Genomic DNA, 20,442 nt, shown 5'->3' on the forward strand with positions numbered 1-20,442 from the left:
CACGATGAATATTTCATTTCAGGAGCGGTTAAATGAGAAGGATGTTCTTGATTTGCGCAATCTTGTCGTTTTTTTTCACTTATTTTGTGGGTCTGGCCGCAGCGGAGCAGATCGATCCCGAACACAGAGAGAAGATTGCGGAAGTGATTCGAGCGAAGGGTTTTGTTTGCAGGACCTGCGAAGGTGGTCGCATGTGGGACAATGTGAATGGCGCAACGCTGCTCCAGGTGTATTGCAACAGAAACTCGCTCGTGTATCGCATTGTGCTGACTCCTGCGCAGAAAGTCTCCTGCGTGGAGCGTTGGGACGACGACGGAGGCAAGTGCAAGTAAGTCTGATAAGGGAGCAGTATTCCGCGGTTCCTCTGTGTGGCTGCCGCTTCTGTTCCAACGTGCTGCGCCGTTCTGACGAATGATTCGTCGGCGCTTCAGCGTTTGTTTCCTCAACGGCTGCGTGGCTCCGCAAGGGAAGCCTCGGCCAGGCAGACCGTGGTGAGATATCCCAACAGGTCATCTCCTGACGCTTGGAATATTCAGGTTGACTGCTCCTCCTGTTCTGGGCTCTCCCGGGCCCGGCTCCTCCTCGCCCAATCTCGCATCGTTCCGCATGCCTGCGGCTTGACACCTGCGTCCCGGCGGCCCAAAATACCTTAAGAACCAGGGGTTCGACTTGGGGGTGGGACCAAATGGCCGAAGCCTGCGTCCAGAAATTGGTGATCAGGCAGGCACGGAGGTCGTCTTGATGAACCGCAAGAAAATCAAAGTCATGGTTGCCGCGCTATGCCTTGTGGGCGTGATGGCCTCAAGCGGATTGGCGCAGAATGTCAGCATTGATCTGAATGTCGGGCCGCCGCCTCAGCTGCCGGAAGTGGTCCCGCCTGCACACGCGGCAGGAGCTGTGTGGATTCCCGGCTACTGGTATTGGGGCGGGCAGCAGTTTCTTTGGGTCGACGGCGTGTGGGCCAACGCCAAGCCCGGCTATTACTGGGTTCCTGCCCGCTGGGAGCAGCGCAGCGCCACCTTCCACTTCGAACCCGGACACTGGGCGCAGGAGCAGCGACAAGTGGCGCAGACCCCTGTGGTGGTCACGCCGCCTGTCAGCGTCTCCCCGCCGCCGCAGGTGGTTCGCCAAGAAGTGATCGTGGAGGTGCGCCCCGGCTACGGTCCTGGCTATTGGTACTGGAATGGCTTTCAATATCTATGGATTGAGGGACTGTGGGTGAACCGCCCCGGCTTTTATCATCACGGTTGGGGCGGCCCGCACGGCCCTTTCTGGGGCGGCCCGCATGGTCCACACGGCTGGCGCTGAGCAGCGTCAGCACTTTTTGATTTGAGCAAAGCCCGGCGCCACCTGCATGCCGGGCTTTTTTCGGTCCAAGCGCCCACAACGCGCGGACATGGGCCTGGCGGCTGGACCAGCGTGCCTCTCCATTTCACGCCGGCCGCAAAAAGCCGCTCAAATGGCTTGGCTTTGTTTCTCTGTTGGGATAATTTCTCAGCAAGATCGCCGAGTTTCCTTCAACATCCTCTCCGTTCAGGAGGCGTTTATGTATTTCAAACAGTTGCAGACGCCAGGCCTTGGCTGCTTTTCCTATCTCATCGGCTGCCCCGCGGCAGGACTTCTGTGCGTGGTCGATCCGCGACGAGACATCGCGGAATACCTTGAAATAGCCTCCTCAGAGGGCATGCGCATCACCCATGTGTTCGAGACGCACGTGCATGCCGACCACGTGAGCGGCAGCCAGGAGCTCAAGGCCGCCACAGGGGCGCAGATATGCCTGCACGAGAGCGCTGGCGTCGCCTACGAACACACGCCCGTCAAAAACGGCGACCGCTTCCGCTTCGGCGCGGCGGCGCTGGAGATTCTGCACACGCCCGGGCACACGCCAAACTCCGTGTCCATCCTGGTGACGGACACTGTGCGTTCGGACCAGCCGGAACTCATTCTGACGGGCGATCTGCTCTTTGTGGGAGACGTCGGGCGGCCGGATTTGCCCGGCAACGAGATTCTGGGCGAGCAGGTTGAGAATCTCTACAAAAGCTTGAATTATGTTCTAGGCAGCCTGCCGGACTCCTCGGAGGTTTTTCCCGCGCATGGGCAGGGCTCTTTGTGCGGCCGCGGCATGAGCGCCAAGAACAGCTCCACCCTGGGCTACGAGCGCATGGCCAATCCCATGCTGCGCCACAAGAGCCTGGAGACCTTCCGCACGGCTGTTCTTTCCGCGTTGCCCGTGCGGCCGCAGAGCTTCAGCCACATCATTCAGACAAACCTGCGCGGCGCGCCCCTTTTGGAGCGCTGCCCCGTGGAGCGCGCCTTGACCCCCGGCCAGTTCGCGGAGTTGATGTCCAGGGGGGCGGTGGTCATCGACACCCGCGACGCCTCGGCCTTTGGCGGCGCGCATATTCCCGGCAGTCTGAACATCGGCTTCGAGAAGCAACTGGCCAACTGGGTGGGCATGGCGGTGAAGCCCGGTGCGCAGATGCTGCTGGTCGTGGAGAGCCGCGAACGCTACGAGGCCATGTGCACCGAACTGCATCGCATCGGCTACGACGACATCATCGGCTGTCTGGCCGACGGCGTGGGCAGCTGGATCCGCGCGGGCAAGCCCATTGAGAGCCTGGCGCAGATCTCCGTGCATGACTTGAAGGCCAGGCTCGACGCGGGCGAGGTCACGCTGCTTGACGTGCGCACCCCCATGGAGTGGGAGTTGGGGCACATTGCCCAGGCCAAGCACCTGCCCTTTGCGGAAGTGCTGCGCAACGGGCTCGACGTTTGCCTGGAAGGCCCCGTGCAGGTCATTTGCGGTTCCGGCTACCGGTCGAACATCGTTGGCAGTTTGCTGCAGGCCGGAGGCTGCGCGGCGGTCTCCTCCGTGGCCGGCGGCATGCTGGCCTGGCGGCGTTCCGGGTATCCCACGGTCGTGTAGTTTGGCGGCGTCCGCAAAGGGACGCTGAGGATTTCGCCTGTCTGCCCGGCAGCCGCGCGCTGGAGCGCGTGCAGGGGCGGAGCGCCTTGCCGCTGGCGGCCCGCTACTTGGCGTCCGGGCGCAGGGCCTGGATGATCGGCGCGTTGGCCGGGGTATTGCGGACCACCGAGAGCGTGGGCAGCGAGAAGGCGCGCAGGCCGTCGGCCACGGAGAGCGTGCCCACGGCGGAGTCGCGCCGGGCGGTGAAGGGCAGGATGTCCGGTCCGCGCTGGCACTTGCAGTTGATGTTCACGCGGCTCACCAGGTTTTGCAGCCGGGCGGAGAGCCGCGCCAGCTCCATGGGATCGCTGCCGAACAGGCTCACCTGCTGGCCGTAGTCCGACCGGGCGATGGCGCGCAGGGGGCCTGTCGTGTTGTCGTCCACGGCGTCGAACACAACCACCGGGGCCAGGGGGCCGAACTGTTCCTCGCGGAAGATGCGCATGTCCGGCGTCACCGGGCAGAGAATCGTCGGCGCGAAGAACGTCTCGTCAAGCGGTCCGCCGGGGCCGACCATTTGCGCGCCCTTGCCCAGGGCATCGCGCAGCAGTCCTTCCAAAAAAGCCACCTTGCCCGGCTCCGGCAGGGGGGTGAGGTTCACGCCCGGCTCCCAGGGCAGCCCAGGCTTGAGCGCGGCCACGGCGGCGCTGAACTGTTCAAGAAAGGCTTGGGCAATGCTCCGCGCCACAAAGATGAGCTTGAGGGCCGTGCAGCGCTGGCCGTTGAAGCCAAAGGCTCCGCGCAGCACCTCGGGCACGGCGGTGGCGAGGTCGGCGTCCGCCAGGATGATGGCCGCGTTCTTGGCCTCCATGCCCAGCACGCAGCGCAGGCGGTTGGGGTGCGGGTGCAGGGCCCGCAGCGACTCGGCCGCGCGGCTGGTGCCGATGAAGGCCAGCACGTCCACCTTGCCGGAGGTCATGGCCGGGGTCACAGTCTCTATGCCGCCGGAAAGGATGTTCACCACCCCGCGCGGAAAGGCCTCCTTGAAGCACTGCATGAGGGGCGAGAACAGCAGACGGCCGATGCGCGGCAGCTTCACGATGGCCGTGTTGCCCATGGCCAGGGCCGGAATGAGCGTGGCCAGGGTTTCGTTCAGCGGAAAATTATACGGCCCCATGCAGAGCACCACGCCAAGGGGCGAGCGGCCCAGGCTGGCGGACAGGCCGGAGGTCTCGACCGGGCGCGCGCCCTCGGCGAGCATGGCCCGCAGGGCGGTCAGCGTGTTGTCGATGTATTCGATGGTGCGGTCGAACTCCTGCTCGGACTCCTTGCGCGACTTGCAGATCTCCCAGACCATGAGCCGGACGATGTCGGCCCTGCACGCGCGCATGCGGCGGCAAAAGTCCTCCACGCAGGCCATGCGCGCTTCCGGCGGCAGGGTGGGCCAGTGGCCGAGACCCTGGTCATAGGCCGCGCAGGCCGCCTCCAGCGCCGCCTCGCCCGTTTCGGCGTCGTGCACCGGGCAGCTGCCCAGCAACTGGCGCACCGGGCCGTTGCCCGCATCGACAAAAATGGGCGCAAAGACATCCTGCATGGGCCCGGTCCAGGTGCGCAGCTCGCCATCCAGCAGATACTCACGGCAGACCAGCGGCCCGGCCAAGGCCAGGTCATCGGGAATATCTTGCGGATAGGCTGTGCGGAAGGGCTGTGCGGGCATCAGGGATCCTTGGTGTTGCTGTGGCTTGTTTGCGCCAAGGCCCGGCGCATCCCCTTGGGGACCGGTCGTGCCGGGCCTTGGCGCAACGGCTGGGCTTAGAGAACGGCCACAGCCTCGATTTCGATGAGGAAGCAGGCATCCACGAGACGGACCACCTCGACGATGGTGGTGGCCGGCCGGACCGCGCTGAAGGCCTCGCCATGGGCCTTGGCGATCTCTTCGAACTTGGAGGCGTCGGTGGTGAAGATGCGCGTGCGCACGACGTCTTTCAAACCCGCTCCGGCCTGGCCCAGGGCCGCGTCGATGATCTCCAGGGCGCGCTTGGCCTGGCGGTACATGTCCGGAGCCACGGAGCCGTCGGCCTCGACACCGCAGGTGCCGGAAACATAGATGGTGTTCCCCGCGACGACGGCGCGGGAATAGCCCAACAAGGGCTCCCACTTGGAGCCGGAAGTGATCAGGGTTTTCTCGGTCATGCGTATCTCCAGGTTTGTGGTTGCGCTGCCTGGGCACGAGTAGTGCCAGACTTTATCCCTGAACGGAAGAGGCGGGCTAGCGCACCCAGCGGAAGCGGAAAAGGCAGCCCGGCGCGCCCTCGGAGATGGTTTGCGGACGCTCCAAGCGCAGGTAGGGCGAATATCCTGCGGCAAAGGCGGCGTCGCGCCGGCAGGACAGCGTGGCGTGCAGCACCGTGGGCAGGCCCATTTCGTGGTACATTTCCATATACCCGCAACGAGTGACCGTGAAGTCGAGGCTGTCCTCATCTTGCCGGATGTCTGCGATGCTGAGCGCGCCGCCCGCCTGCCAAAGGTCGAGCACCTGGGCGAAATGCGCCAGGCTGGGACCGTTCGGGGCCGTCGCGGCGAAGGCCTGGCCCGCTTCCTTCGCGGCCGCGTCGATGGCAGCGTTGAGAATCGCCAGCGCCCCCGCCTCGCTGAGAATGGAACGCGACGCGGTGAAAATGCGGTTCGCCAGCTCGGCCTCGATGGCGCGCCTGGCATTGAGCTTTACATTGGTCAAATCTGCGGCCATATGGCCTCCGTTGCTTTTGCTGTACACTTCACCTAATCTGCCGCCGGGCAAGGGCCCAAGGCACATCTAACACGGAGCTAGTGATGCGTATTCGCAATATTTTCAAGTTATTGGTGGTTATGTTCGCGGTGCTTGCGCCCGCTTTCGCCCAGGCCAATAAAATAAGCGACGCCATTCAGAAGCGTTACGATTCCTTAAACTCGTTCCAGACGGATTTCCAGCAGGAACTCACCAACGCCGCCAGCGGCAGCGTGGAGAAGCGCAGCGGGAAAATCTGGTTCAAGCAGTCGCTTGTGCGCTGGGAAACCCACAAGCCGGAGAAAGAGCTGCTCGTGGTGGGGCAACACGTGGTGTGGAACTACTTCGAGGCGGACAAGGTCGCCATGAAGTACCGCACTACCCAGGTGTTCAACTCCAAGACCATGATCCGCTTCCTGTCCGGCAAGGCCAACCTCAAGGAAGACTTCAAGATCGAAGAGCAGGGCACGGATAATGGCCTGATAAAGCTGCGCCTTATTCCGAAAGAACCCGAGCCGACCATGGTCCTGGCCTACATGTGGGTCGACCCCAAGACGAACATGCTGGGCAAGGTGCTCATCGTCGATTTCTTCGGCAACGGCAACCAGGTGACTTTGAGCAACCTCGTGTTGGACAAGAAGGCCGACGCCCGCCTGTTCGAGTTCACCCCGCCCTCCGGCGTGCAGGTGAAGGACAACACCAAGCAGAAGTAAGCGCTATTTCAGCCCAACGGCCTTGCGCAGGCCGCGAACCTCTTCCGGGGTGAGCGGCCTGCACTGGCCGGGGTTGAGCGGCCCCAGGGCGATGTCGCCCTGCTTGACCCGGATCAGCTTCAGCACAGTCAGCCCCAAATCCCTGCACATGCGCCGTATCTGACGGTTCACGCCCTGATTCAGCGTCATGGCCAGCCACACCGCGTCCTGGTCGCGGCGAAGAATCGTCGCCTCCACCGGAGCAAGCTTCTCGCCTTCGGCCAGGGTCATGCCGCGGCGCATCATGTCGAGCTTGTTGATGGTGACGGACCCGCGCACCAGCACATGATACACCTTGGGCAGGTGCCAGCGCGGGTGGATGAGCCGGTTCAGCAATTCGCCGTCGGTCGTCAGCAGCAGCAGCCCTTCCGAAAAATAATCCAGGCGGCCAACGTGCAGCAGGCGTTCGTTCTTGTACTCCTCGGGGAGCAGATCGAAAACGGTCTGACGCCCCTGGGGATCGCTTTTGGTGGTGACCACCTGCACCGGCTTGTGCAGCAGCAGGGTGAGGTTCTCGCCTCCAGAGGCCGAGGTGGCGGGGTGGCTGACACGCTTGCCGTCCACAAGCACCACGTCCGTTGCCGGGTCGACGCGCACACCGGGTTCGGCCACGACGACACCGTTGAGTTGGACGCGTCCGGCCAGGACGAGTTCGTCCGCGCCGCGCCGTGAGGCCACGCCGCACTCGGACAGGTACTTGTTGATGCGCACGGAGGTGGTATTTTGCTGAGTCATATATTCCAGTGTGTTATATAGTCTAGAGAAAGTCGCAATAAAGTCGTGAGTAGCTGATCTGTTTGAAACTGGCTAAAAATCGAAGAATGAGCGTCCAAAACTGGAGCAGCCCTGGGATTTCCATTGCCAGTCCCGCAGCCTATCGGTACACCACAACTGCTCGGCCGCGCGGCGCTGGCGCATGCGTGCCAAGACCTTGGCCGGAAGAACGAGCGGATGTTACGGAAAAATCCTTGGTTTGCCCATGCGTTTTTGTGGCACCATGGATATTGCGTAACTGCTCGATATCGTACATAATATAATTTCAGTCCCGCGTTCGTCACTTCGACGCGGAACATGCAGGCCTGTCATGCGCATCAGTCCAAGTCTCATCAGCCCGGCGCTGACCGTTCTTTACCGGGCCTGGGTCCGCAGCATCCGCTTCGATGATGGCGGCGGCCCCAAATCCATTGTTGAAGCCGCCGATTCCGGTCGGCCCGTGTTGCTGGCCATTTGGCATTCCGAGCTGTTCGCCCTGACCGGCTACGGCATGTGCCGGCTCAACGGACGCCTGGCCACAGTGGTCAGCGAGAGCCGCGACGGCGAGATCATCGCCCAGGTGCTGGAGCGCATCGACTACGGCACGGCGCGGGGGTCGAGCACGCGCGGCGGGCTCAAGGCGCTCATCGCCCTCAAGCGGCACATGGAGCAGGGACGCATCGGCGTCATCACCGTTGATGGCCCGCGCGGCCCAAGGCACAAGGTCAAGGACGGGGCCGTGTATCTGGCCCACCGCACGGGTGCGCTGCTGTTTCCCGTGCGCTCGCGCCCGGCGAGCATGCATGTGTTCGAGCGCTCCTGGGACAAGTTCCAGTTGCCCATGCCCTTTACCCGCTGTCCGGTCTACTTCGGGCAACCCCTCGAATTTCTGCACGATAAGTTGACGCCGGAACTGCTTGCCAGCGAGGGGGCACGCTTGGAGAAGGCGCTGCAAGAGGCCTTGCCGCTGGAATAGCTGAATCCGGAATAGCTGAAGCGTGACATGAACAAAAGAAAAGGGGGAGCAGCGGCTCCCCCTTTGTTTTATGCAATGCGTGGGCGTTTAGGCCAGCTTCACGCGCGCGGTGCCACCGGGATGGAAGGGCAGGGCGGAACGCTTGGCCGGGAAATCGCCACGCTGCGTGCGCACCAGGAAGTCCGTCTGCTCTGCGGCTTCCGCGGCCACATAGCCCAGCGCCACGCTATGACCCAGGGTGGGACAGAACGAGCCGCTGGTGACCATGCCGACCTTGGTGCCGTCGGGCAGGTGCAGGGTGTCGTAATGGCGCGCGCTGCGGCGGCTGTCCAGGGTCAGGGGGATGAGCTTCTCGCGCACGGTGGCCAGACCGGCCTGGCCGGTGAAGGGCGTTTTTTTGGTGATGAGCCCGCCGAAGCCGGCCTCGACCGGCGTGTGCTCGGTGTCCAGGTCCTGACCGTACAGGGGATAGCCCATTTCCAGGCGCAGGGTGTCGCGCGCGCCCAGGCCCACGGGCTTCACCAGCGGATGCGCGGCAAGGGCTTCCCACATGGCCGGAGTCTTGGAGGAGTCCTGGTACAGCTCGTAGCCGAGTTCACCGGTGTAGCCGGTGCGGCTCACCGTGATGGGCGAGCCCTGCCATGTGGTGCGGATGAAATTGAAATAGCCCGGAGAGACGAAGTCCGGTCCCATGATGTCCTTCAAAACTTCATAGGACTTGGGGCCTTGCAGGTCGATTTTGCCTGTGGCGTCCGAAATATTGGTGAAGACCGGGCCGCTGGCGAGCTGCGCCCTGATCCAATCGAAGTCGCTTTTTTCGCACGCGCCGTTGACCACCAGCATGTAGTCGTCCACGTCAAGGCAATAGATGATGAGATCGTCCTGCACACCGGCTTTTTCGTTGAGCAGAAAGCCGTAGCGGCATTTGCCCGGAGCAAGTGTCTCCAGGTCCTGGGTCACCACGGCGTTGAGCGCCTGCTTGGCGCCCGGGCCGCGCAAAGAGAACTCGCCCATGTGGCAAATATCGAAAATGCCGGCGCTTGCGCGGGTGTGGTTGTGTTCCGCAATGATGCCCTCGTACTGGATGGGCATGTCGAATCCGGCGAAGGCGGCCATTTTGGCGCCCTTGGCCTTGTGCCACTGGCTCAGCGGCGTCTCTCTGAGAGTTTCCACAGTGTGCTCCTTATTCATAATATCGTGAGAACTTTTCCACTATGCCACAATCCGGACGGCAGCTCAATCGTCTTGCGTGGGGCGCGGGGCATGGATTTTCACACTCCCGGCCATGTTGACGCTGGGAGCGATTTTCTTTAGAAAAACGCCTGAGGCGGAAACGCCTGGAGGTTCGCATGCGAAAGATTGATCAATGTCCCCGTGTCGGCATTAATTCGAAATACTGCACTTGTACGCACGCTTCGTGCAACAAGCACGCCCTTTGCTGCGAGTGTTTGCACTACCACCGCATGCGCGGCGAACTGCCCGCGTGCTATTTCACCGAGGAAGAAGAAAAGACGTTCAATCGCAGCATAGAGTTTTTCATTCAACGCCGCTCCGGCAAGTAGGTCTTCCATGTCGCTTCAACTGCGCAATCCGCTTAAGATGCTGCGCAGCAATGCCGTCGCCCTGGACATGGGCTCCGGGCACACGCGCATTGCAACCCCCGAGGGTGAAACGCTCCTGAACGAGCCCACGGTCGTCGCCCTGGAACAAGGCGGCGTCACGGTCATCGTCACCGGCACCGAGGCCAAGACGTATCTCGGAAAGGCTCCGGACCGCATCCGTGTGGCCCGCCCAGTGGAGGCCGGTGCCGTGGTCGATTTCGAGGCCGCACGCGAGCTGCTGCGCCATTTCGTTGCGCGGGTGCTTCCTTCGGACGGCACGCGCATCAAGGCCTGCGTTGTGGTCGCACAGGGGCTGACAGAGCTGGAAAAACGCACCTTGGCCGACTGCTGCAAGGCCGCCGGCATCGGCCATGTGGACTTGGTCAGCGCTCCCCTGGCCGCGGCGATCGGCTCCGGGCTCGACATCACCCTGCCCAAGGGAAGGCTCTTGCTCGGCATCGGCAACGGCCTGGCCGAAGCCTCGGTCATCTGCCTGTCCGATGTCGTCCATTCCGAAACCATCAAATGCGGCGCGCAGGCCTTTCACGACGCCGTGGCGCACCACTTGGCCGAGCACCAGCAGATATCCATCGGCGAGAACATGGCCGAGCAGGCCACGCTGCACCTGGCCTGCGTGAGCAACCCGGCAACGCCGAGAACCCTCACGCTGACCGGAAAATACGCGGCCACAGGCACTCCCTGCGCGCTTGAGCTGAGCAATGCCGATCTGGATGGCGCGTTCGACACCCCCCTGGCCGAGCTTGAAGGCCTGGTGCGCAGCGTCATGGAGCACGCCCCGGCCGAGCTGGTGGCCGACATCGGCGAAACAGGGCTGCTCCTCTATGGCGGCGGCGCGCAGCTTTGCGGGCTCGACCGTTACCTGGGCGAACGCCTCAAGCTGCGCATCACCGTGGCCAACGATCCGCAAATGGCCAGCCTGCGCGGCGCCACGGCAGCCCTGCGCCCCGATCTCGGCTTCCGCAAGCTGCTGGTCCGGTGATGACCAACACGGATTTGCAGGCTCTCCAAACGCCGGAGCTGCTCGCCCAGGCAGAGGCGGCCGTGCGGGACGCCGGCAAGCTCATCTGCCGGCACAACAGCCGCCCCAGAAAGATCCGACACAAATCAAGCATCAAGGATCTCGTCACCGAGACGGACGGCGCGGTGGAGGCCATGCTGCGCGAGAGCCTGGGCAAGCTCGTGCCCGAGGCCGGTTTTCTGGGCGAGGAGGGCAGTCCCGAGCTCGGCCTCGCCGGGCTCAAGTGGGTGGTGGACCCTGTGGACGGCACCACGAATTTCGTCCACGGCGTGCCCTTTGTGGCCACCAGCGTGGCCCTTTGCCAAGACGGCCGGCCCGTGCTCGGCATTGTGAACCTGCCGCTTCTCGGCGAGCTGTTTTCCGCCGTGCGGGGATGCGGCGCGCATATGAACGGCGGGGCCATCCACGTGTCTGAGATTGACGCACTCGACGCGGCGCTCGTCGCCACCGGGTTTCCGTACCGCATAGAAGACCACAAGGCCGCGATTTTGCGCCAGCTGAGCCTGGCAATGCCCGCGACCCAAGGGGTGCGCAGGGCCGGTGCCGCCGCCCTGGACCTGGCCTTTGTGGCTTGCGGCCGCTATGACGGGTTCTTTGAATTTGCGCTGAACGCGTGGGACACAGCAGCCGGGGTGCTGCTCATCGAAGAGGCCGGAGGCCGTGTGGGCACAATGACCGGCGCGCCATACCGTTTGGGCGGTCCCGACATTCTCGCCGCCAACGGTCAGCTTTTCGGACCCCTGCAAGGCATGCTCAAGGCCGCCGCCGCCATAATCCCCTGAGGCTCAAAGCCTCGGCCAATTGCAGAAACGGCGGCGACACCAGGTCGCGGAAGTCCCGCAGCAGGCAGTCCAGTTCCTCGGTGGTGAAATTGTAGTCGCCGGACTCGGCGTCCTGCGCTCCAGGCGCGGCTGGCTCTGTGCGGACTAGGCTGAACACGTGCAGGAACCTGTTGCCGTTTTCCGGCTGGGCCTGCAGCTCCAGCAGGGGGCGCAGGCGTTCCGCATGAATGCCCAGCTCGGCTTTCAGGGCGCGCGTGGCGGCGTCCAGCACGGCCTCTCCCGCCAGGACCGGCCCGCGCACGGGAACGTCCCAGCGGCTGGTCCCGCGCCGTACCGACGATTCGCGCCGGCGCAGGTTGAGCCGCCCCTGGTCGTCGAAAAGCAGTATGGCGATGGCGCGGTGGCGCAGCTTCTGCCGGGCGACCTCGTTTGCCGGCAATATGGCCACCACGCGGCGCGCATCGTCGAGCACCTCCACAAGAAGGGGCGGAACTGCTGGTTGGATCTGGGGCGGAGCTTTTGCCATTGTTGCCGCTTGGGCTTTGGGTTTTCGAAAATGCGCTGCGCAAGACACGAATAGCAGGACCTGGACCGGATGCAAACCTTGAATTGCGAGCTTTTGGGACCGCAGGACGTGAGCGGGGTCATGGAGCTGGAGCGCCTGTGCTTCCGCACCCACTGGACGCGCGACCAGTTCCTGCTCGGACTTGAGCGCCACGCCTTCCGCATTTTCGGCATCCGCGAGCGCGGCGTGCTTGTGGCCTATGCCGCCTTTTCGGTCATCGCCGGAGAAATGGAGATTCTGAACATCGCAACGCATCCGTTTCACCGCCGCAAGGGCATGGCCAAGAAGCTCATGGCCGAGGTGCTGGGCGTTTGCCGCGCGGAGCGGGTGGAGGTCGGCTTCCTCGAGGTCCGCCGGTCCAACGTCGGCGCCATTGACCTTTACGAGAAATTCGGGTTTATCCAAGTGGGCACACGGAAAAATTATTACCCCGACAACAACGAGGATGCGCTTTTGTACAGGCTGGACATGACCGGCCAGGAAAGCGGCACCGCGGTGCAACACGAGCCGGGGCGCAAAACGTCCTGACACCGGAGCGGAGTACATGAACAAGCTTTTTGCCGCCAACTGGAAAATGCACAAGACCCAGGCCGAGGCCGGGGAAACCACCGCCGAGCTCGTCCGCCGCTGCGCGGACCTGCCCGATGGGCGCGAAGTGCTTCTCATCCCGCCGTTCACGGCCCTTTCCGTCACCGGCGCGGCGCTCTGCGGGCGCGATTGGTTTTCCGTGGGCGGGCAGAACTTCTATCCCGCCGATCACGGGGCCTTCACCGGAGAGGTTTCTCCGGCCATGCTGCTTGATTGCGGCGCCGCCTTCGCCCTGACCGGACATTCGGAGCGCCGTCACATTCTTGGCGAGGACGACGCCCTGGTGGGCAAGAAGACGGCCTTTGGCCTGGCCGCCGGGCTCAAGATCATTCTTTGCGTGGGCGAGATGATTGAGGAGCGCAAGGCCGGCAAACTCGAAGAAGTGCTGACGCGGCAGATCGCCGCCGGGCTGGCCGATGTGCCGAAGGATACCGATCCCGAGCGCATCAGCGTGGCCTACGAGCCGGTTTGGGCCATCGGCACCGGGCTTGTGGCCGGACCCAAGGAAATCTTGGAGGCGCATGCTCTGGTGCGTGCGCAGCTTTTGAAAATTTTCGGGGCAAATGGCCGGCAGGTGCGCATTCTCTATGGCGGAAGCGTCAAACCGGACAATGCCGCCGAGATCATTGCACTTGACAATGTCGACGGAGTGCTGGTAGGAGGCGCGAGCTTGAAGGCTGAAGACTTCAGCCGCATCGTCCTGGCTTAAGGACGCACAGGCATCACGCGAGGAGAAAGCGTTGCAAACCCTGGTTCTGACAATTCATATTTTGACCTGTGTCTTTCTGGTCCTGTTCGTGCTCCTGCAGTCCGGTCAGGAGGGCATGGGTGTGATTTTCGGCGGCGGCAGCGGGTCCGTGTTCGGCAGCACCGGTGCCGGTGGGCTCCTGGTACGCGTTACGGCAGTTTTGGCCGCAATTTTTCTCGTCACATCTTTAGCATACAATGTCTTGACAAAGCCTAGCAATTTGGGTGATAGTGCCTTGATGACGCAGGGCGCTGCCGGAATGGCCGCTCCTGCTCCGGTTCAGGCTCCCGCTCCGGGCGGCGTTTCCTTCGAAGAGAAGGCGCTCCCCAAGCCGGCCGAACCCGCAAGCGAGACCAAATAGTTTATTCTCATGCCGAGGTGGTGGAATTGGTAGACACGCTACTTTGAGGTGGTAGTGGGAGAAATCCTGTGGGGGTTCGAGTCCCCCCTTCGGCACCACAAAAGATTAAAGGAGATTGGCCCTGGCTGATCTCCTTTTTTTGTTGCCGTGTGAGCGCCTCTGCTGCAACGTTTCCGCGGCGGGTTCCCAAATCCGGTACGGGTATGTATAAACGACACGGCGCACACGCGCGGCAAGGCGGCAACGGCCGGATCTGAACGGTCTGCTCCCATTTGCGCCGCCTCTTTGCCCCAGTCCCCTCACTCGCGGCCAGGCATGCCTGAGCCGTGAAAAACCGCACGGAGAGCACATGGCACAGAAGGTATTCGTCACCGGCGGCGCGGGCTACCTCGGCTCTACCCTCGTTCCCCTGCTTTTGGCCAAAGGCTATGAGGTCACGGTTCTCGACAACCTTATGCACGGTCAGCACGTGCTGCTGGATTGCTGCGCCTACACGGGTTTCGACTTCATCAAGGGCGACATCTGCGATCACAGCCTCATCAATGGCCTCATCGCCAAGCACGACATCATCATTCCGCTGGCCGCCATTGTCGGCGCGCCCGCCTGCAAGCTCAACCCCACCCTGACCGAGATGGTGAACCGCGAGGCCCACCTGAACATGGTCAAGGCCACCAGCAAGGACCAGCTTGTCATTTTCCCCACCACCAATTCCGGCTACGGTATTGGCGAAAAGGACGCCTACTGCACCGAGGAGTCGCCGCTGCGTCCCCTTTCGTCGTACGGCGTGACCAAGGTGGAGATAGAAAAGGCGTTTTTGGACAAGGGCAGCGCCATCACCTTCCGCCTGGCCACGGTGTTCGGAATGAGCCCGCGCATGCGCATGGACCTGCTGGTGAACGACTTCACCTACCGCGCCTTCAAGGACAAGAGCGTCATCCTCTTTGAGGACCACTTCCGCCGCAATTACATCCATGTGCGCGACGTGGCCAAGGCCTTCATGTTCGGCATGGACAACTATGAGAAGATGAAGGGCCAGCCGTACAACGTCGGCCTGTCTTCCGCCAACCTGACCAAGCGTCAGCTGGCGGAGAAGATCAAGCAGTACGTGCCCGGCTTCTACATCCACTCCGCGGCCATTGGCGAAGACCCGGACAAGCGCGACTATCTCGTCAGCAATGACAAGATCGAGGGTTTGGGCTGGACCCCGGACAACACCCTCGATGCCGGCATCGTGGAGCTGCTCAAGGGCTACAAGATCCTGAAGCCCAACCGGTTTGCCAACGTTTAGGCGCATGCCCGGTTTCGGCACTGTCACAGCATACATCCTGGCGGGCGGGTTCGGTACCCGCCTTCGCCAGGTTGTTTCCGACCGCCCCAAGGCCCTGGCGGAAATTCTCGGCCGCCCCTACATCTATCATCTGCTGGACAGCCTTGCGGGATTCGGCCTCAAGCGCGTGGTGCTCTGCACCGGGCACATGGCCGAAATGCTCGAGTCCTTTCTCGGCTCCGAATACCGGGGCATGGAACTCAAGTATTCCCGCGAGGAAACGCCCCTGGGCACTGGCGGCGCGCTCAAGCTCGCCTTTTCGCGCTTTCCGGCCGAGCTGGCCCTGTGCATCAACGGTGACTCCCTCACCGATGCCGACCTTGCCGCGTTTTTGACGTGGTTTGACGGGCGGAAAGAGCAGGGGGCCTTGCTTTTGGCGCCCATGGAAGACACCGCGCGGTATGGCAGCGTGTCCTTGGACGATGCGGAACAGGTCACCGGCTTTGTCGAAAAAGGGCAAAGCGGCCCGGGCTTCATCAGCGCAGGCATCTATCTGCTGCGCCCGCGCTGCCTTGAGGGCATTGAACCTGGCCAGGCCGCGTCCATTGAGCAGGACGTGTTCCCTGTGCTCGCCGCCAAAGGGTTGTTGTGCGCGCACAAGGTCGCGGCGCGGTTTCTGGATATCGGCACGCCGGATTCTTACGCCGAGGCCGGACGCTTCCTTCTGGGCGGGCCCGATCCTGCGGCCAAGGGCGCCGTGTTTCTGGACCGCGATGGCACGATCATAGCGCAGGTGCATTACCTGCATGATCCCGCCGGAGTGGAGCTTTTGCCAGGCGCGGCCGAAGGCTTGCGCCGCATGCGCGACCTGGGGCTGCGGCTTGTGCTGGTGAGCAATCAGTCCGGCGTGGGGCGCGGGTACTTCACCCGCGGCGATGTCGAGCGGGTGCACGGACGGCTCATAGAACTGCTGGAGGCCCAGGGCGTGCGCCTGGACGCGCTGTATGTGTGCCCGCATGCCCCCGGCGATGCCTGCAACTGCCGCAAACCTTTGCCCGGACTCATTGAGCGCGCATGCAAGGAACTGGACCTTGATCCTCGACTGAGCTTTGTTATTGGCGACAAGCCTTGCGATGTCGACCTTGGACTGATAGTGAACGCAACGACGTTTTTGGTCACAACAGGCTACGGTGCCGCACACGCCGATGCCGGCGATTGCCGCCCGCACCATGTTTCGACGAACCTGCTAGAAGCCGCCAACACCATCGGTTCCATCCTGGCCGCCCACAACACTGGCGGTGCGGAGCATACATGATCATTTGCAGAACCCCATTTCGCGTTTCGTTCTTTGGCGGTGGCACTGATTATCCCGGCTGGTACCGGGAACACGGCGGGCAGGTGTTGTCCACGGCCATCGACAAATTCTGCTACATCACCCTGCGCTACCTGCCGCCTTTCTTCGAGCACAAGATCCGCGCGGTCTATTCCAAGATCGAGCAGTGCCAGATCCTCGACGAGATCAAGCACCCGGCCATCCGCGAAACCCTGCGCTTCATGAACTTCGCCCGCAACGTGGAGATCCACCACGACGGCGACCTGCCCGCGCGCAGTGGCATGGGCTCCAGCTCCTCCTTCACGGTTGGGCTTTTGCACGCGCTGTACGCCCTGCGGGGGCAAATGCCCACCAAGGAGCGCCTGGCGCGCGAGGCCATCCACATCGAGCAGGATCTCATCAAGGAGACCGTGGGCTCGCAAGACCAGTGCGCCGCGGCCTATGGCGGATTCAATCACATCATTTTCCACCGCGACGGAGAAATCGAGGTGCGGCCGCTGACCCTGTCGCGCTCGCGCCTGACGGAACTCTCCGATCACCTGATGCTCTTCTACACCGGCATCATGCGCACGGCATCGGACGTGGCGGACACCTACGTGGAGAACCTTGGCGCGAAAGAGGCCCTTTTGCGCCAAATGCACGGCATGGTGGACGACGGCATCAAGCTGATCCAGAGCAGCCGCTGCATCTGCGGTTTCGGCGAACTGCTGAACCAGGCCTGGGAGGCCAAGCGGTCCCTCAGCCCGAACATCTCCAACGGCGTGGTGGACGACTTCTACTCCCGCGCCCAGGAGAACGGCGCCATCGGCGGCAAGCTCATCGGCGCCGGCGGCGGCGGCTTTCTGCTGCTGTTCGTTCCGCCCTCCGCCCGCGACAGGGTGCGCGAGGAGCTTTCCGAACTGCTGCACGTGCCCTTTACCTTCTGCCGCGACGGCAGCCAGATCATCTTTTACGAGCCCCAGACCGCGGACTACCGCCAGAGCGAGCGCGACCACCACAACCGCTCCATCAACAGCTTCCGCGAGCTGGGCACGTTGAAGGGGTGAACATGTCTTTGAACGTTGAGACCAAGCTGCGGCTTTTGCGCACCATGCTGCGCATCCGCCGCGTTCAGGAGCGCATCGAGTCCGAGTACATGAAGGACGAGATGAAGACGCCCGTGCATCTGTACATCGGGCAGGAAGCCATCGCCACCGGCGTGTGCGCCTGCCTGCGCGACGACGACGCCATCAACAGCAACCACAGAAGCCACGGCCATTATCTGGCCAAGGGCGGCGACCTGAACGCCCTGATGGCCGAGCTGTTCTGCAAGGCTACAGGCTGCTCCGGCGGCTACGGCGGCAGCATGCATCTTGTGGATGTGGCCCATGGCAACATGGGCACCTCGGCCATTGTTGGCGGCGGCATTCCCATCGCCACCGGCCAGGGCCTGGCTATGAAGATGCAGAGGCAGGACCGCGTGAGCGTGGTCTTTTTCGGCGATGGCGCGGCCGACGAGGGCACCCTTTATGAGTCCCTCAATTTCGCCATGCTGAAACAATTGCCCGTGGTTTACGTCATGGAGAACAACGGTTGGGCGGTTTGTTCGCCCACGGCCACGCGCCACTGCGGCGACAACGTGTTCCACAAGGGCGCGGGCGATCGTCTTTTTACCGCAAAAATCGACGGCAACGACCCGGAGCTGGTCTACGAGACCGCGGCCAAGGCCGTGGCGCGCGCGCGCGCGGGCGAGGGGCCGTCCTTCATCGAGTGCGTGACCTACCGAATTTTGGGCCATGCCGGATGCTGGCAGCAGGACCCCAAGGGCTACCGCGACCCGGCCGAGATAGACGCTTGGCGCGAACGCTGCCCGGTGTGCTCGTACCAGCAGGCGCTGCGGGCGCAAGGGCTCTTGTCCGAAACGGACCTGAACGCCCTTGAGGCCGAGGTGGGCGCCGAAATCGACGCGGCCTTTGAATATGCGCGGCAGAGCCCGCTGCCCGTGGCCGAGGCCATGCACAACCATCTTTTCTGCGAGTAGCTCATGCCCTGGTCACGCATCAAAACAGACACCAACGAGCCGGAATTCTACAACGACGGCCTGGCCGACAATAGGTCCGGCAGGATGATCTCCTACGCCGAGGCCATCAACGAAGCCCTTTCGCAGGCGCTGACCCTGGACCCGCGCGTGTTCGTCATGGGGCAGGGCGTCGACGACCCCTCGGGCATGTTCGGGGCGACGAGAGGCCTGCACCTGAAGCACGGCGCGCAGCGCGTGTTCGACACGCCCCTCGCCGAGACGGCCCTTTCCGGCGTTGCCGTGGGCGCGGCCCTGGGCGGCATGCGCCCGGTATACTTCCACAACCGCCCGGACTTTTTGCTGCTCGCCATGGACCAGCTGGTGAACCACGCGGCGAAGTGGCACTTCATGTTCGGCGGCGCGGCGTGCGTGCCTCTGGTGTTCTGGGCGTGCATCGGACGGGGCTGGGGCTCCGCGGCCCAGCACTCCCAGGCCTTGCAGGGGCTTTTCAACCACGTGCCCGGCCTCAAGCTCATCATGCCGGCCACCTGCTACGACGCCAAGGGGCTCATGCTTGCGGCCATTGCCGACAACAACCCCGTGCTCATCATCGAGCATCGCATGAACTTCAAGCTGCGCGGCCTTGTGCCGGAAGAACCCTACACCTTGCCCATAGGCAAGGGGACCATCCGCCGCAAGGGCCGCGACGTGACCGTTGTGGCCGTGTCGCATCTGGTGGCCGAGGCCTTTGCCGCCGCCCAGGAACTGGCGGAGCAGGGCATAGAGGCCGAGATCGTGGACCCGCGCACCCTGCGCCCCCTCGACGAGGACCTGATTCTGGAGTCTGTGGCGCGCACCGGACGGCTGGTGGTGACCGACACCGGCTGGAAGACCGGCGGCGTGACGGCGGAAATCGCCGCCATGGTGGCGGAGAAAGGCTTCAGCTCCCTCAAGGCGCCCATTGTGCGCGTCGCCAACCCCGATCTGCCCACGCCCAGCGGCTACACCCTGGAGCGGGCCTATTACATCGGCAAGGAAGACATCAAGCAGGGGATTCTGAAGGCGGTGCGCTGCGCATGATCGCGGCTCCGAAAATCTTTGTCGCCGGCGGCGCCAAGGCCCTCGGCTCGGCTATTCAGCGTGCTTTCGCCCAGGCCGGGCATACCTGCCTGTCCTCGGCCCTGGAGCCGGACCTGCGCAACCAGCGCGCCGTGGACGCCTTTTTCGAGGCCCAGCAACCGGAGTGGGTGGTTTACGCCGCGGGCAAGGCCGGCGGCATCGGGCTCAATCGCCGCGCCCCGGCGGACCTCATTCTGGACAATCTGCTCTGCGCCACCCACGTGCTGCACGCGGCGCACCGCTTCGGCGTCCGCAAGCTCTTGTATCTGGCAAGCTCCTGCGTCTACCCCAAGGACGCGGCCCAGCCCATCCAAGAGGGGAGCATGTACGGCTCGCCGATTGAGCCCACGAACCTGGCCTACGCCGTGAGCAAGCTGGCGGGCCTGGAGCTCTGCCGGGCGCTGCGGCAGCAGCACGGCGTGGACTTCAACATCGCTGTGCCCACGAACTACTTCGGCCCTGGCGACGACTTCAGCCCGGAGAACTCCCACGTGGTGGGCGCGCTCATGGCGCGCATGCGCGCGGCCACGGCCGCCGGCGACCCGGATCTCGCCATCTGGGGCACGGGCAAGGCGCGGCGCGAGTTTTTGTACGTTGACGACGTGGCCGACGCGGCCGTGTTCCTCATGCTGGGGCACAGCTGGGAAGGGCCGCTGAACATCGGCTCCGGCTCGGCCGTCTCCATTGCGGAGCTGGCGCAGATGCTCAAGGAGATAACCAACTTTCCCGGCGCGCTTACCTACGACACGTCCAAGCCCGATGGCATGCCCGTGAAGGTTCTGGATTCCTCCCGCCTGGCCGGACTGGGATGGGCGCCCCGGGTGCCCTTTGCCGAGGGGCTGCGCCGCACCTACGACTGGTACCTGCAACAGAAATAATCCCGTGAG

General features: G+C 63.4%; 23 protein-coding genes and 1 tRNA gene. 18 read left to right on the plus strand and 6 right to left on the minus strand.

All coding sequences use genetic code 11. The annotated features are described in order from the left end of the window. Positions 1-32: 32 nt before the first annotated feature. From ACYQ4W_RS05285 to ACYQ4W_RS05295, 3 genes are all read left to right on the plus strand, one after another. A complete protein-coding gene (locus ACYQ4W_RS05285; protein ID WP_459853687.1) occupies positions 33-332 on the plus strand; it encodes a hypothetical protein in 300 nt (99 codons plus the stop codon). Between the two features lie 409 nt (positions 333-741). After that, a complete protein-coding gene (locus ACYQ4W_RS05290) occupies positions 742-1,308 on the plus strand; it encodes a hypothetical protein (RefSeq protein WP_459853690.1) in 567 nt (188 codons plus the stop codon). A gap of 238 nt (positions 1,309-1,546) precedes the next feature. Beyond that, positions 1,547-2,926: an MBL fold metallo-hydrolase gene (locus tag ACYQ4W_RS05295; protein ID WP_459853692.1), complete on the plus strand. Its 1,380-nt coding sequence runs from the start codon at positions 1,547-1,549 to the stop codon at positions 2,924-2,926. 103 nt (positions 2,927-3,029) lie between these two features. Here ACYQ4W_RS05295 and ACYQ4W_RS05300 read toward each other — a convergent pair whose 3' ends face one another. From ACYQ4W_RS05300 to ACYQ4W_RS05310, 3 genes are all read right to left on the minus strand, one after another. Beyond that, on the minus strand, positions 3,030-4,622 hold the full coding sequence (locus ACYQ4W_RS05300; protein WP_459853694.1) for an aldehyde dehydrogenase family protein: 1,593 nt from the start codon (positions 4,620-4,622) through the stop codon (positions 3,030-3,032). A gap of 95 nt (positions 4,623-4,717) precedes the next feature. Beyond that, complete coding sequence (locus ACYQ4W_RS05305; protein ID WP_459853697.1) at positions 4,718-5,098, minus strand: RidA family protein; 381 nt, start codon at positions 5,096-5,098, stop codon at positions 4,718-4,720. Between the two features lie 76 nt (positions 5,099-5,174). Continuing rightward, entirely contained in the window at positions 5,175-5,654 is a 480-nt protein-coding gene (locus ACYQ4W_RS05310) for an L-2-amino-thiazoline-4-carboxylic acid hydrolase (protein ID WP_459853699.1), read from the minus strand. Positions 5,655-5,737: 83 nt separating this feature from the next. On the opposite strand from ACYQ4W_RS05310, the gene lolA reads away from it, so the two are divergent. Continuing rightward, complete coding sequence (lolA, locus tag ACYQ4W_RS05315; RefSeq protein ID WP_459853701.1) at positions 5,738-6,385, plus strand: outer membrane lipoprotein periplasmic chaperone LolA; 648 nt, start codon at positions 5,738-5,740, stop codon at positions 6,383-6,385. Positions 6,386-6,388: 3 nt separating this feature from the next. Here lolA and ACYQ4W_RS05320 read toward each other — a convergent pair whose 3' ends face one another. After that, the gene (locus ACYQ4W_RS05320; protein ID WP_459853704.1) at positions 6,389-7,159 is read right to left on the minus strand and encodes a pseudouridine synthase; all 771 of its coding nucleotides are present in this window, start codon (positions 7,157-7,159) and stop codon (positions 6,389-6,391) included. 349 nt (positions 7,160-7,508) lie between these two features. Here ACYQ4W_RS05320 and ACYQ4W_RS05325 point away from each other — a divergent pair, with 349 nt between their 5' ends. After that, complete coding sequence (locus ACYQ4W_RS05325) at positions 7,509-8,153, plus strand: lysophospholipid acyltransferase family protein (protein ID WP_459853707.1); 645 nt, start codon at positions 7,509-7,511, stop codon at positions 8,151-8,153. Between the two features lie 87 nt (positions 8,154-8,240). Here the strand turns inward: ACYQ4W_RS05325 and gcvT are convergent, their stop codons facing one another. Beyond that, positions 8,241-9,326, minus strand: a complete 1,086-nt coding sequence (gcvT, locus tag ACYQ4W_RS05330; protein WP_459853709.1) for a glycine cleavage system aminomethyltransferase GcvT — start codon at positions 9,324-9,326, stop codon at positions 8,241-8,243. 176 nt (positions 9,327-9,502) lie between these two features. Between gcvT and ACYQ4W_RS05335 the strand changes: the two genes are divergently transcribed. From ACYQ4W_RS05335 to ACYQ4W_RS05345, 3 genes are read left to right on the plus strand one after another with little or no spacing between them, the layout of a single operon-like run. Beyond that, positions 9,503-9,715, plus strand: coding sequence for a DUF6485 family protein (locus tag ACYQ4W_RS05335; RefSeq protein WP_459853711.1), 213 nt, complete (start codon positions 9,503-9,505; stop codon positions 9,713-9,715). Between the two features lie 7 nt (positions 9,716-9,722). After that, the gene (locus tag ACYQ4W_RS05340; protein WP_459853713.1) at positions 9,723-10,754 is read left to right on the plus strand and encodes a rod shape-determining protein; all 1,032 of its coding nucleotides are present in this window, start codon (positions 9,723-9,725) and stop codon (positions 10,752-10,754) included. Further along, positions 10,754-11,575, plus strand: a complete 822-nt coding sequence (locus tag ACYQ4W_RS05345) for an inositol monophosphatase family protein (protein WP_459853715.1) — start codon at positions 10,754-10,756, stop codon at positions 11,573-11,575. The genes ACYQ4W_RS05340 and ACYQ4W_RS05345 overlap by 1 nt, the downstream gene beginning before the upstream one ends. On the opposite strand, the gene ACYQ4W_RS05350 is transcribed toward ACYQ4W_RS05345, so the two are convergent. Then, entirely contained in the window at positions 11,547-12,101 is a 555-nt protein-coding gene (locus ACYQ4W_RS05350) for an NUDIX domain-containing protein (RefSeq protein ID WP_459853717.1), read from the minus strand. The two genes, ACYQ4W_RS05345 and ACYQ4W_RS05350, sit on opposite strands and share 29 nt — an antisense overlap. Before the next feature lie 69 nt (positions 12,102-12,170). Between ACYQ4W_RS05350 and rimI the strand changes: the two genes are divergently transcribed. The 10 genes from rimI to ACYQ4W_RS05400 all read left to right on the plus strand — a co-directional run bounded on the left by rimI (position 12,171) and on the right by ACYQ4W_RS05400 (position 20,433). After that, positions 12,171-12,668 carry a ribosomal protein S18-alanine N-acetyltransferase gene (gene rimI, locus ACYQ4W_RS05355; RefSeq protein ID WP_459853719.1) on the plus strand — a complete coding sequence of 166 codons (498 nt, stop codon included), beginning with the start codon at positions 12,171-12,173 and terminating at the stop codon, positions 12,666-12,668. Positions 12,669-12,684: 16 nt separating this feature from the next. Next, a complete protein-coding gene (gene tpiA / locus ACYQ4W_RS05360) occupies positions 12,685-13,437 on the plus strand; it encodes a triose-phosphate isomerase (protein WP_459853721.1) in 753 nt (250 codons plus the stop codon). Between the two features lie 31 nt (positions 13,438-13,468). Further along, positions 13,469-13,837 carry a preprotein translocase subunit SecG gene (secG, locus tag ACYQ4W_RS05365; RefSeq protein WP_459853722.1) on the plus strand — a complete coding sequence of 123 codons (369 nt, stop codon included), beginning with the start codon at positions 13,469-13,471 and terminating at the stop codon, positions 13,835-13,837. A gap of 11 nt (positions 13,838-13,848) precedes the next feature. Further along, positions 13,849-13,935, plus strand: a tRNA-Leu gene (locus ACYQ4W_RS05370). A 251-nt stretch (positions 13,936-14,186) separates the two neighbouring features. After that, a complete protein-coding gene (locus ACYQ4W_RS05375; RefSeq protein ID WP_459853723.1) occupies positions 14,187-15,125 on the plus strand; it encodes an NAD-dependent epimerase/dehydratase family protein in 939 nt (312 codons plus the stop codon). Between the two features lie 4 nt (positions 15,126-15,129). After that, complete coding sequence (locus ACYQ4W_RS05380; protein ID WP_459853725.1) at positions 15,130-16,419, plus strand: HAD-IIIA family hydrolase; 1,290 nt, start codon at positions 15,130-15,132, stop codon at positions 16,417-16,419. Next, complete coding sequence (locus ACYQ4W_RS05385) at positions 16,416-17,483, plus strand: GHMP family kinase ATP-binding protein (RefSeq protein ID WP_459853728.1); 1,068 nt, start codon at positions 16,416-16,418, stop codon at positions 17,481-17,483. The genes ACYQ4W_RS05380 and ACYQ4W_RS05385 overlap by 4 nt, the downstream gene beginning before the upstream one ends. A 2-nt stretch (positions 17,484-17,485) precedes the next feature. Then, positions 17,486-18,457 (plus strand): thiamine pyrophosphate-dependent dehydrogenase E1 component subunit alpha, encoded by a 972-nt coding sequence (locus ACYQ4W_RS05390; protein WP_459853730.1) that lies wholly within the window; start codon positions 17,486-17,488, stop codon positions 18,455-18,457. Positions 18,458-18,460: 3 nt separating this feature from the next. Continuing rightward, on the plus strand, positions 18,461-19,516 hold the full coding sequence (locus ACYQ4W_RS05395) for an alpha-ketoacid dehydrogenase subunit beta (RefSeq protein ID WP_459853733.1): 1,056 nt from the start codon (positions 18,461-18,463) through the stop codon (positions 19,514-19,516). After that, positions 19,513-20,433: a GDP-L-fucose synthase family protein gene (locus ACYQ4W_RS05400; RefSeq protein WP_459853735.1), complete on the plus strand. Its 921-nt coding sequence runs from the start codon at positions 19,513-19,515 to the stop codon at positions 20,431-20,433. Before ACYQ4W_RS05395 ends, ACYQ4W_RS05400 begins: the two co-directional genes overlap by 4 nt. Positions 20,434-20,442: the final 9 nt, after the last annotated feature.

The organism is Humidesulfovibrio idahonensis, assembly GCF_054657715.1.

Coding starts and splice junctions, on each gene's coding strand:
- ACYQ4W_RS05285 (WP_459853687.1), top strand. CDS start 33: ATGAGAAGGATGTTCTTGATTTGCGCAATCTTGTCGTTTTTTTTCACT.
- ACYQ4W_RS05290 (WP_459853690.1), top strand. CDS start 742: ATGAACCGCAAGAAAATCAAAGTCATGGTTGCCGCGCTATGCCTTGTG.
- ACYQ4W_RS05295 (WP_459853692.1), top strand. CDS start 1,547: ATGTATTTCAAACAGTTGCAGACGCCAGGCCTTGGCTGCTTTTCCTAT.
- ACYQ4W_RS05300 (WP_459853694.1), bottom strand. CDS start 4,622: ATGCCCGCACAGCCCTTCCGCACAGCCTATCCGCAAGATATTCCCGAT.
- ACYQ4W_RS05305 (WP_459853697.1), bottom strand. CDS start 5,098: ATGACCGAGAAAACCCTGATCACTTCCGGCTCCAAGTGGGAGCCCTTG.
- ACYQ4W_RS05310 (WP_459853699.1), bottom strand. CDS start 5,654: ATGGCCGCAGATTTGACCAATGTAAAGCTCAATGCCAGGCGCGCCATC.
- lolA (WP_459853701.1), top strand. CDS start 5,738: ATGCGTATTCGCAATATTTTCAAGTTATTGGTGGTTATGTTCGCGGTG.
- ACYQ4W_RS05320 (WP_459853704.1), bottom strand. CDS start 7,159: ATGACTCAGCAAAATACCACCTCCGTGCGCATCAACAAGTACCTGTCC.
- ACYQ4W_RS05325 (WP_459853707.1), top strand. CDS start 7,509: ATGCGCATCAGTCCAAGTCTCATCAGCCCGGCGCTGACCGTTCTTTAC.
- ACYQ4W_RS05335 (WP_459853711.1), top strand. CDS start 9,503: ATGCGAAAGATTGATCAATGTCCCCGTGTCGGCATTAATTCGAAATAC.
- ACYQ4W_RS05340 (WP_459853713.1), top strand. CDS start 9,723: ATGTCGCTTCAACTGCGCAATCCGCTTAAGATGCTGCGCAGCAATGCC.
- ACYQ4W_RS05345 (WP_459853715.1), top strand. CDS start 10,754: ATGACCAACACGGATTTGCAGGCTCTCCAAACGCCGGAGCTGCTCGCC.
- ACYQ4W_RS05350 (WP_459853717.1), bottom strand. CDS start 12,101: ATGGCAAAAGCTCCGCCCCAGATCCAACCAGCAGTTCCGCCCCTTCTT.
- rimI (WP_459853719.1), top strand. CDS start 12,171: ATGCAAACCTTGAATTGCGAGCTTTTGGGACCGCAGGACGTGAGCGGG.
- tpiA (WP_459853721.1), top strand. CDS start 12,685: ATGAACAAGCTTTTTGCCGCCAACTGGAAAATGCACAAGACCCAGGCC.
- ACYQ4W_RS05375 (WP_459853723.1), top strand. CDS start 14,187: ATGGCACAGAAGGTATTCGTCACCGGCGGCGCGGGCTACCTCGGCTCT.
- ACYQ4W_RS05380 (WP_459853725.1), top strand. CDS start 15,130: ATGCCCGGTTTCGGCACTGTCACAGCATACATCCTGGCGGGCGGGTTC.
- ACYQ4W_RS05385 (WP_459853728.1), top strand. CDS start 16,416: ATGATCATTTGCAGAACCCCATTTCGCGTTTCGTTCTTTGGCGGTGGC.
- ACYQ4W_RS05390 (WP_459853730.1), top strand. CDS start 17,486: ATGTCTTTGAACGTTGAGACCAAGCTGCGGCTTTTGCGCACCATGCTG.
- ACYQ4W_RS05395 (WP_459853733.1), top strand. CDS start 18,461: ATGCCCTGGTCACGCATCAAAACAGACACCAACGAGCCGGAATTCTAC.
- ACYQ4W_RS05400 (WP_459853735.1), top strand. CDS start 19,513: ATGATCGCGGCTCCGAAAATCTTTGTCGCCGGCGGCGCCAAGGCCCTC.